Genomic DNA, 9,774 nt, shown 5'->3' with positions numbered 1-9,774 from the left:
AATCGGTGAAACGATCGTCTGTCCACCTGGGGTAGAGTTCTACAACCCGGCTTTTGATGTAACTCCCGCTCACTTGATTCAGGCAATTATTACTGAATTTGGCGCATTTGAGCCAGCACAGATTATTAGTCTTCAGCAGGGTAAAGGGTAGAGGGTAAGAGGTATGAGATAAAAGGTAAGAGGTAAGAGGTAAGAGGTAAGAGGTTAATCTAGCTAATCTTCTTGTTACCCAGTCTCCCAGTCACTCCGTCCCCCCATCTCCCATCTCCACTCACAATGACTGTCAAGTGGTATGTACTCGAAATCGCTCGATCGATGTGTCAAGATAGACATAATTGGTAATCGAGTGGCAGTATACTTTGAAAAATTTGCAAGTGAGTGGTAGGAGCATAAGCACAGTGAATCCGATCGGATCTACTCTTCAAGGGCGTTATCAGATCCTCGAACAATTGGGGAATGATGGAGCTGTAACGACTTACTTGGCGATCGATCTCCAGATTCCTGGCAATCTCCAACTCAAATGCGTTATTCACCGTTATCAACGACTTAATGAAACTATCGCTGCCGCGACTGACTGGCAACCAGCCATAAATGCCGCACAGGCTCTGTATGAATTAAGTGGTCGGGTCGATCGGTTGCCGACCGTCTATAGTTATTTTGTGGAAGAGAGCGCGTTTTACGTCGTCAGAGAATTCGCGATCGGGGTGCCGTTGGTGCAAGAGTTAGCAGCCGAGCGCGTGTGGACTCAATCGCAACTAGTGATGTTACTCGCAAACTTATTGGAAGTATTGCGCGATCTCGAAAGCTGTCAAGTGAGCTGGGAGCCGCTGTCAATCGGTCAGCTCGTCCGGCGTCAGGTCGATGGCAAACTCGTCCCGATCTGCTTACCGATGGCGATCGCTGCACCGGATCTAGGCGCTACCATAGTTTCTCCACTGGGGCAAGATCTCCGCACGATCGGCGAAATTGCGATTGCTGCTGCTATCGGTGCGGGTGGAATCCCGCTGACAGCCAGCCAACTCGATCGATGGCACGAGCTAGCGACTCAGATCGATCGACCAGAATTAATCGCCATCTGCGATCGACTCATTACTACCACTCCCGAGGATGGCTACCCCTCAGTATTTGCCGCTTGGCAAACGGTAGTCAGCTTGATTCCCCAACTGTTGGTACAAAATTCGCCAGCGGATACGCGCACGGAAATTGCCAGACACGTCCGCTTGTCGGTCGATCGGGGGACGGAATACTATGAAATTGGTAACTGCCAACAAGCGATCGCCGCTTTCGATCGGGCAATCGACCTCGATCCGCAGTGTGTTGATGCCTACTGTGGTAGGGGCAATGCGCGGCGTTTTATCGGCGATTATGCTGGCTCTTGGACGGATTTTGATACCGCTGTCCAACTCGCTCCCGAGCTGGGTGTTGCCTATATCGGACGTGGATTGGGGGCGTGTTTTGGCTCGCCATCAAATGCCGATCCTCGCACCGATTTCGAGCAGGGCAAAAACCTACTCACTCAGCCCGCCACCGCGATCGAGTATGTGATGCGAGGGACGGCAACAGCCCAGTTAGGCGATTCACAAGGAGCGATTGCTGATTACAACCTCGCCATCGACATCAATCCGCGCTTATTAGTTGCTTACAACAATCGGGGGAATTTACGACAGCATTTAGACGATATCGATGGTGCGATTGCCGATTTTAGTCAAGTATTGAAAATCGATCCCCAATCGGCGATCGCTTACAATAACCGCGCCATTATTTATACGCAAACCGCGCAAATGTCTTTAGCCATTGCCGATTTTACTAAAGCGATCGAACTCCAGCCAGATTTTGTCAGTGTTTATAATAATCTAGGTAATGCTTACTGCCAAATGAGCCAGTCCGCAGCGGCGATCGCTCAATATAGCAAGGCAATCTCCCTCGATCCGGACTTTGCTGTCGCCTATAGCAATCGTGCCAATATTTACCGCGTTGAGGAGAACATCGCTGACGCAATCGCCGACTACGATCGGGCGATCGATCTCGATCCCAACTTAGTCATCGCCTATTACAATCGGGGGATTTGTCATCGCCAAGTTGGCAACCATCAAGCCGCCATCGACGATTATACCCAGACTCTAGCACTCGATCGCCAATATTTTTATGCCGCTTACCATCGGGGGAATGCCCGTAAATATCTAGGCGATCGGCATGGCGCGATCGCCGATTATACTTACGCCATCTGCTACGAGCCGAATCATTTGCACGCATACTACAATCGCGCGATTACGCGGGGCGAAATTGGCGACGTGCAAGGCGCGATCGAAGATCTCGAACGCGCGATCGAATTGTCCCCAACCTTTGCTGCTGCTTACTATCAGCGGGGCTGGCTGCTGGCGACAAACCACGAACCTCAATTTGCCCTGGCTGACTTTCACCGCGCGATCGAACTAAATCCCCACTATCTCGAAGCCTATTATCAACGGGGCTGCACATATCACAGCTTGGGCGATTTATCGGCGGCGATCGCCGATTTTCGCTCCGCCCTCACGATCGATCCTCGGTACGCACCCGCCTATTACCAACGGGGCAAAGTTCATTATCAAATCGGCGATCGCGCTGGCGCAATTAGTGACTATCATCAAGCGGCTAATCTCTATCTCAATCGCGGCGATAGCCAAACTTATCAGCACATATCACAATTGCTCGATCGGGTGAGTAGGGGTTAGGGATTAGGCTTTAGGCTTTAGGCTTTAGGCTTTAGGCTTTAGGGATTAGGAATAATGGGGATCGAACATATCGAACATACGTCAAGTAGCTGAAGTCGATCGATTTTTGCCAGCATAAAATAGAGACATCACCCAAACATCGGCTGCTAACATGATGAGATCGTGATGTAGTTGAGCCGATCGACAACAGTAGCAATGTCTAGAGAGTGGACTTTTATGAGTAACGATATTAACTATCTGGAGCTAATCGATTCATACATCCGCAAGCATCCAAATCGTCAACAAGAATACTTTAAATTTTTGCACGCTAATCGCAATAATGATGTCAATCAGTTGTCTTATCGATTTTTGCGGGCTGAATATTTGCAAGCTAAATGTTCGAGTTTTAAGGTTTTTCCATAAAAGATAAGTAAGCGGGTGCAATCGTTTATAAAATAGATGATGCCTGAAACCTAATTGGTGGGCAGCGACGCGCGCTTTGCGCCGCCCCGTTCTGGAGGTTTCCTCCAGGTTGAGGGCGGTAAGACAGGAGGTTCCCTCCAAGTTAAGCGCGTCAAGACAGTGCCCACCCTACTTTTCTGATAATCATCTAAAGTTGTCACGATTTTTCAGACAATCTTTACTGATAACCTGCGGCTTGAATGGAGAATAGATGAGCATAGCGCCCGCCAGCTTTTAATAGTTGTTCGTGGGAGCCTTGTTCGATGATTTCACCACTTGCCATCACAACAATTTTATCTGCCATTCTAACGGTTGAAAAGCGATGAGAAATTAACACCACCATCCGATCTTGAGTCAGCGATCGAAAGTGGTTAAAGATATTCATTTCCGCTTCAGCATCCATCGCCGCAGTCGGTTCGTCGAGGATCAAAATATCCGCATCCGATCGCATAAATGCCCGTGCCAGAGCGATTTTCTGCCATTGTCCGCCCGATAGTTCTTGTCCGCCTTTAAACCATTTACCTAACTGAGTATCAAATTTTTCAGGTAGTACATCGATAAAGGGTGTTGCCATGCCTTTACTCGCAGCAATTTCCCACTCTTTACGATCTTCAAGATGCTCGATATCACCAACGCCGACATTTTCGCCGACGGTAAATTGGTATTGGACAAAGTTCTGAAAAATCACGCCGATTCTACGTCTTAATACATCTACATCCCAGTCTTGGAGATCGACGCCATCGAGTAAAATTCTACCGCTCGTGGGTGTATATAGGTTGGTTAATAGCTTAATCAAGGTAGTTTTACCGGAACCATTTTCACCTACGATCGCGAGTTTTTCGCCTAATGGTAGATGCAATGAGATATTATTTAGAACAGGTCGATCGCTTCCTGGATAGCTAAACGAAACATTCTCAAAGCGAATTCCATCGCAATCGATTCCTTGGGTGATTCGACCTTGCGATTGGGGCATGGGTTGGTCTAAAAATTCATAGAGATTGGCAAGATAGAGATTATCTTCATACATGCCGCCGATCGAAGTTAGAGCCGATGCAAAAGTTGATTGTCCCTGTCTGAATACCACCACATACATCGTCATTTCACCCAGACTAATGACGCCCGCGATCGCTTCAAAGACAATCCAAGCATACGCTCCATAAAAAGCCACCGTACTAAATAAGCCCAGTAAATAGCCCCAGAAGCCCTTCTTAATTGTCAGATTGCGATCTTCCTGATAGAGCATGTTGAAGATATTCCGGTACCGCTGCAACAGCATGTCACCGAGCTGATAAAGCTGCACCTCTTTGGCATAATCTTCTCTGGCTAATAACGTCTCTAAATAGTGTTGCTGGCGGGTTTCTGGCGATCGCCAGCGAAACAACCGAAACGCATGTTCGGAAAATCTCGTCTCGGCAATAAACGCCGGAATCGCCGCGACAATTAGCACCACCACCGCCCACCCCGAAAATCGCCATAGCAAGCCGCTAAAAGTAATCAGGGTTAGTGCGGACTGACACAGCCCAAACGTGCGGGTAATCAGCGATAACGGACGGCTGGAGGCTTGCGATCGCGCCTGACTCATCTTGTCATAAAATTCGGAATCCTCAAAATGCGCCAGATCTAATGTCAGCGCTTTTTCGAGGATCGATTCATTAACACGTTGCGCCAATAATACCCGTAGTAATGATTGACAGACGACTAAACCCTTTTGTGTAGCTGCGAGTAGCACGATCGCGATCGCTTCTACAAATACATACATCAGCGCCTGTTGTCGATCGACTTGCAAACCACTCTGATTCGCCAGCACCACGTTATCGACAATTAATTTACCCACAAACGCGATCGTACTGGGCAATAACCCCCCAGCTAAAGTCAAAATTGCCAGTGATACCGTCAAAGTATGGCTGGTTGTCCAAACTAAATCTAAAGCTTTGCGGCTGTAGCGAAATACCGATAGCGATTGGCGGACATTTTTACCTAATTGTTTTAGTCTCGATTCGGCAGAGCCGACGCTACGCGAACGAACGGACTTTTTCTTACTCGTTATCATTAAATTCTTCGGAGAGCTGTTCGAGCGATTGTAAAATTGTATGGCGCGAAATTTGGCGATATTTTGAGTCTAATTTTGGCTCAAATTTCTTTTTACCAGTGCTGCTTTTTTGTTTTAAACTATTTTCGAGTTTGGGTTGCGCTTGTAGTTGCTGTTCCCAGGCGATCGCATCGGCGAGAAACTCTAGATAATGCGGATATCTTTCCCACTCGCCCCGCACGATACAATTGGGTTCGTCGCGATGGGTACAATCGCTAAACTGACAATTTCCCGTCGCCAATCGCTGGCGGATCTCTGGAAAATATCCAGATAATTCCGGCGGCGCACACACCAGATCTGGTTGATTGAAACCCGGTGTATCGGCGATCGATCCACCCGTCGGGATGGGGAATAATTGGACGTGGCGAGTGGTATGTCTACCGCGACTGAGTTTGCCCGAAACCGTTGCCACGCGGATATTAGAATCGGGAATTAGGGCATTAGTCAAACTCGATTTACCGACACCCGAATGTCCCGCAAATACCGTAATCTGGCGATCGAGTTCTAGTTGCAACTCCTTTATCCCTAGCCCAGTTTCCACACTAATAACGATCGGCAGGTACCCCCACTCACTCAACCGATCGCACCATTCCTGTCGCTCTACGTCGCTGACTAAATCGCTCTTATTCAGGCACAGGCTGACCTGTAAGCCCGTCGATTCGGCTTTGACGAGAAATTTGCTCAACAAAAACGGATCGAGGGCTGGTTCTGCCAGCGCGAACACCAGTAAGATCCGATCGGCATTAGCTACAGGCGGTCGATCGAGCAAACTATGACGGGGAAACACATCAGTTACGACACCTTTTAAACCTTGCCAATCGACCTCCGAGATCGTCACGCGATCGCCGACAATGGCACTCACACCAATCTTTTGCAGCCGTGCGCGACGGGTACACAAGATGAGTTTTCCCCCCACCTCCGGTGTCTGTGGATCGATCTGCACGTTGCAGAAATTAGCTTGAACGGCGATGACGGTACCCACCAATGATGGGGGGTTACTATCGGCAGGGTCTAAATTTTGGGGCACTGAGAATGTCGATCGTAAGAGTTATCTATCTCTATGATAATTGTTCTAAGCTAGCAAAAGATAAAGGTAACTTATTAGTTATGAGAGTACCGACGATTACGACACTATTCACCCGTTGGCATTTGCCCAAGTATAATAGAAAGCAAGCTTTACCAGATAAAACCGATGGTCGCTCATTCCCTCTACTGGACAACCGCAGATCTCGATGCCATGCCGGATAATGGTGGCTGGTTGTGCCATGAAATAATTGAAGGAGAACTATTTGTGACTCGTGCGCCCCATATTCGCCATCAGGGTATCAGTGGTAACATTCATTTTGAACTAGAACTTTGGTCGAGACAGACTAATCTGGGAAAACCATTTCAAGCTCCTGGCTTAGTTTTTACCCTGACAGATGCGGTAATTCCCGATGTGGTATGGGCGAGTCAATCGCGATTAGATCGCGGTATCGATGAGGCAGGACATTTGACGATCGCACCAGAATTGGTAGTAGAAATTCTCTCTTTAGGCGCACAAAACGAGCAGCGAGATAAAAGTATCAAACTGAAGTTATATTCCCGTTATGGCGTGCAGGAATATTGGATTGTCAATTGGCAATTACAAACTCTAGAAATCTATCGCCGCACCGATGCTCAATTGCAATTAGTAGCGACACTTTTGGCTGGCGATACGCTGACTTCACCATTATTACCTGGATTTAAAGCGGAGATCGATCGGCTCTTTTTGTAAGATTTAGACAGTTAATTAATGTTGGAACTGTGATTAGAACGATTAATCGATGAACTATGATTAACAAAGATACTCATCAAATCATCATTAATCACAGTTCAGACACCAATTTCAAATAGTGGTATAGTTTTCCTATCATATTGACCCGATTGCACATGATTGCTGCAAAAGAACACTTTCCCCAACTGACCCCAGCAGAATATCTAGACTGGGAGGAACAGCAAGAGCTTCGCCACGAATACCTCAATGGCGAAGTTTATGCCATGACTGGTGGCACCATGAATCATAGCCAGATTGCTGGAAACTTTATTACTCTACTCAATATTCATCTACGAAGTAGTGGCTGTCGAGTACTTAATGCTGATGCTAAAGTACAAATCGCAGAATCTAATGACTATGTATATCCTGACGTTAGTGTCACCTGTGACGAACGAGACAAAACCGCGACTAAGTTTATATCTCATCCCTGCCTGATTGTTGAAGTTTTATCTCCCAGTACGGCAGCTTATGACAGACGGGATAAATTTAATTTCTATCGACGTTCTGATAGTTTGCAGGACTATGTTTTAGTCGATACACAGAAGATTGAAATCGATATTTATAGTAAAAACGATCGCGGTAGATGGGAGATATTGAGCTATGTAGCAGGCGATATTATCGAGCTAAAAAGCATCGATCTGACTTTCTCAATCGATCGAGTATTTGAAGATATTATCTTTGATTCAGAGCCAGAAATTCAAACCGACACATGAAAATATTTGATTTATTTCTCGATCGATTTCAATATCGTTTCCATCAGATTATCGACTACCCGCGATCGCTCGATCGGCATAATTTCTCTGACGTGTAAAATGTTTTGGGATATATGATAATAAACCAGCGTTCCAATAAATAGTAAAGTCGCTGCTTCTGGATCGGATATTTTTAATTCTGGATGTGAAGTTATATATTTGCACACCACATCACTGACAGGTTTGAAAAGATTGACAACACATGTTTTTGCTAGTTCTGGAAAGCGACCAGACTCGCCGATGATCGTTCGCATAAAGCAGCTAAATTCTTCATCTTCAAAGCTCTTGAAAGTAACTTCAGCGATATCTCTTAACACGATTTTGGGTTCTCCAACGAGTGGTTCACCTCCAAAAGTTGACTTAAATTTTCTCTCTCCTAAGTTTTCAATTAAAGCCTGAAACAATATTCCTTTATCTTTAAAATAGCTGTATACTGTCGGTTTTGATACGCCAGCAGCAGCAGCGACTTTTTCCATACTCGTACCCGCATAGCCGCGCGCCAAAAACTCCTGCATCGCTCCTTGCAGGATCTGCTCGACTTTTTCCCCCTGATGTTCTGCGTTCAAATCTCTCGCCTACGTCAACCTGATTTTCAATAGCTCTCCACTACATTCTATTCTAAGCAGCTAATCACTATTTTTTACTTACTTGACTAAACCGTTTAGTTAAAATATACTTGGATCGTCGGCTAACCTACTAAACAGTTTAGTAAACTCACAGCGAAAGAGCATGTTGCAAAAATCAGATGGATTGCCCTGGTGGAAGGCAAGTTGGCGAGTGCGGCTAATTTTGGCAGCGATGGCATTGCTCGGTATTGGTATCCCTATCTACATCCACCAACAGCAAGCAGCGCAGCAGCAGCAACAGGAACAGCAGCAATTGACAGCCGTAGTCGCGCCCACAACCGTGACAGCATTGGGGAGATTGGCACCCAAAGGGGAAGTCATCAAGCTATCTGCACCGACATCTACCGAAGGAGTAAAAATCGCGAAACTGTTGGTAGAGGAAGGGGCGACAGTTAAGGCGGGACAGTTAATCGCAATTTTGGATAATCAGGGACGCTTGCAAGCGGCGGTAAATGAAGCTACAGCCAAAGTCAACGTTGCCCGAGCAAGTCTGGTAAAAGTCAAAGCTGGAGCCAAGCAGGGCGAAATCAATGCCCAACAAGCCACAATTGGGAGGTTGCAAGCAGAACAAGGGACGGGCATAGAAGCCCAAAAAGCCACACTAGCCAGAGTTGTGGCGGAAACAGCTACTCAAATCGAAGCCCAGCAAGCCACAATTGCCAGAGTCAGAGCCGAGACAGCCACCCAACTCGAAGCCCAAACCGGAGCTATTGCCGAAGCCCAAGCTGGACTTGTCAACGCTCAAGCTGAGGATAGACGCTATGCTACTCTGGCTCGACAAGGAGCGGTGTCGGCATCTAGCGGCGATAGTAAGCGGCTAACCTTGCAGACAGCTCAGCAGAAAGTAAATCAGGCTCAAGCAAATTTAAAACGGATTGAATCTTCCGGTAAGCAACAATTAGCCGAATCTCAAGCCAATTTACGCCGGATTCAAACATCGGGACAGCAGCAAATTATCGAAGCAAAAGCTAATTTACGCAAGCTTGAAACATCTACACAACAGCAGATTAAAGAAAGTAAATTTACGCTCGATAAAATTGCTGAAGTGCGTCCGGTAGATGTGATGTCCGCCGAAGTAGATGTCAAAAGTGCGATCGCATCTCAAAAACGTGCTGAAGAAAATCTCGCGCAAGCTTATATTAAGTCGCCTCTAGATGGTCAGATCTTGGAAATTTTTGCGCGTCCTGGGGAAGTAGTCGGGACTAATGGCATCGCCGATCTTGGTAAAACTAGTCAAATGTATGGAGTAGTAGAAGTTTATCAAAGTGATATTAATAAAATTCGGGTCGGACAGAAAGTAAAAATTACGAGTATTTCTCTACCTGACGAACTACAAGGCACGATCGAGCGAGTTGGTATC

The 9,774-nt window shown here is 46.6% G+C and carries 8 protein-coding genes and 1 pseudogene; 6 read left to right on the top strand and 3 right to left on the bottom strand.

Going from position 1 to position 9,774, the window contains the following annotated elements; translation table 11 throughout:
- The 3 genes and pseudogenes from RMO52_RS06795 to RMO52_RS06785 all read left to right on the top strand — a co-directional run.
- Window positions 1–151: pseudogene (locus tag RMO52_RS06795) on the top strand (S-methyl-5-thioribose-1-phosphate isomerase); the annotation flags it as partial.
- 247 nt (window positions 152–398) lie between these two features.
- On the top strand, window positions 399–2,711 hold the full coding sequence (locus RMO52_RS06790) for a tetratricopeptide repeat protein (protein ID WP_310412160.1): 2,313 nt from the start codon (window positions 399–401) through the stop codon (window positions 2,709–2,711).
- 216 nt (window positions 2,712–2,927) lie between these two features.
- Complete coding sequence (locus RMO52_RS06785; RefSeq protein ID WP_309743663.1) at window positions 2,928–3,113, top strand: hypothetical protein; 186 nt, start codon at window positions 2,928–2,930, stop codon at window positions 3,111–3,113.
- Window positions 3,114–3,330: 217 nt separating this feature from the next.
- Here the strand turns inward: RMO52_RS06785 and RMO52_RS06780 are convergent, their stop codons facing one another.
- Both RMO52_RS06780 and rsgA read right to left on the bottom strand, forming a co-directional pair.
- Window positions 3,331–5,202, bottom strand: a complete 1,872-nt coding sequence (locus tag RMO52_RS06780) for an ABC transporter ATP-binding protein (protein ID WP_310412156.1) — start codon at window positions 5,200–5,202, stop codon at window positions 3,331–3,333.
- Window positions 5,189–6,268: a small ribosomal subunit biogenesis GTPase RsgA gene (rsgA, locus tag RMO52_RS06775; protein WP_309743659.1), complete on the bottom strand. Its 1,080-nt coding sequence runs from the start codon at window positions 6,266–6,268 to the stop codon at window positions 5,189–5,191. The genes RMO52_RS06780 and rsgA overlap by 14 nt, the downstream gene beginning before the upstream one ends.
- 165 nt (window positions 6,269–6,433) lie before the next feature.
- Between rsgA and RMO52_RS06770 the strand changes: the two genes are divergently transcribed.
- Together RMO52_RS06770 and RMO52_RS06765 are read left to right on the top strand one after the other, a co-directional pair.
- Entirely contained in the window at window positions 6,434–6,997 is a 564-nt protein-coding gene (locus RMO52_RS06770; RefSeq protein WP_309743657.1) for a Uma2 family endonuclease, read from the top strand.
- Window positions 6,998–7,152: 155 nt separating this feature from the next.
- Window positions 7,153–7,749 (top strand): Uma2 family endonuclease, encoded by a 597-nt coding sequence (locus RMO52_RS06765; protein WP_310412152.1) that lies wholly within the window; start codon window positions 7,153–7,155, stop codon window positions 7,747–7,749.
- Between the two features lie 11 nt (window positions 7,750–7,760).
- Here RMO52_RS06765 and RMO52_RS06760 read toward each other — a convergent pair whose 3' ends face one another.
- Window positions 7,761–8,354 carry a TetR/AcrR family transcriptional regulator gene (locus RMO52_RS06760; RefSeq protein WP_309743653.1) on the bottom strand — a complete coding sequence of 198 codons (594 nt, stop codon included), beginning with the start codon at window positions 8,352–8,354 and terminating at the stop codon, window positions 7,761–7,763.
- Between the two features lie 163 nt (window positions 8,355–8,517).
- Here RMO52_RS06760 and RMO52_RS06755 point away from each other — a divergent pair.
- On the top strand, window positions 8,518–9,774 hold a 1,257-nt coding region (locus RMO52_RS06755; RefSeq protein ID WP_310412149.1), incomplete at its 3' end, for a biotin/lipoyl-binding protein.

The organism is Chamaesiphon sp. OTE_8_metabat_110, assembly GCF_031382685.1.
Classification (GTDB): Bacteria; Cyanobacteriota; Cyanobacteriia; order Cyanobacteriales; family Chamaesiphonaceae; genus Chamaesiphon.
This window is presented reverse-complemented; position numbering and strand designations above follow the sequence as displayed.

Excerpts from the sequence above, each read along its gene's own strand:
- RMO52_RS06770 (WP_309743657.1), top strand. The coding sequence starts at position 6,434 with ATGGTCGCTCATTCCCTCTACTGGACAACCGCAGATCTCGATGCCATG.
- RMO52_RS06780 (WP_310412156.1), bottom strand. The coding sequence starts at position 5,202 with ATGATAACGAGTAAGAAAAAGTCCGTTCGTTCGCGTAGCGTCGGCTCT.
- RMO52_RS06765 (WP_310412152.1), top strand. The coding sequence starts at position 7,153 with ATGATTGCTGCAAAAGAACACTTTCCCCAACTGACCCCAGCAGAATAT.
- RMO52_RS06785 (WP_309743663.1), top strand. The coding sequence starts at position 2,928 with ATGAGTAACGATATTAACTATCTGGAGCTAATCGATTCATACATCCGC.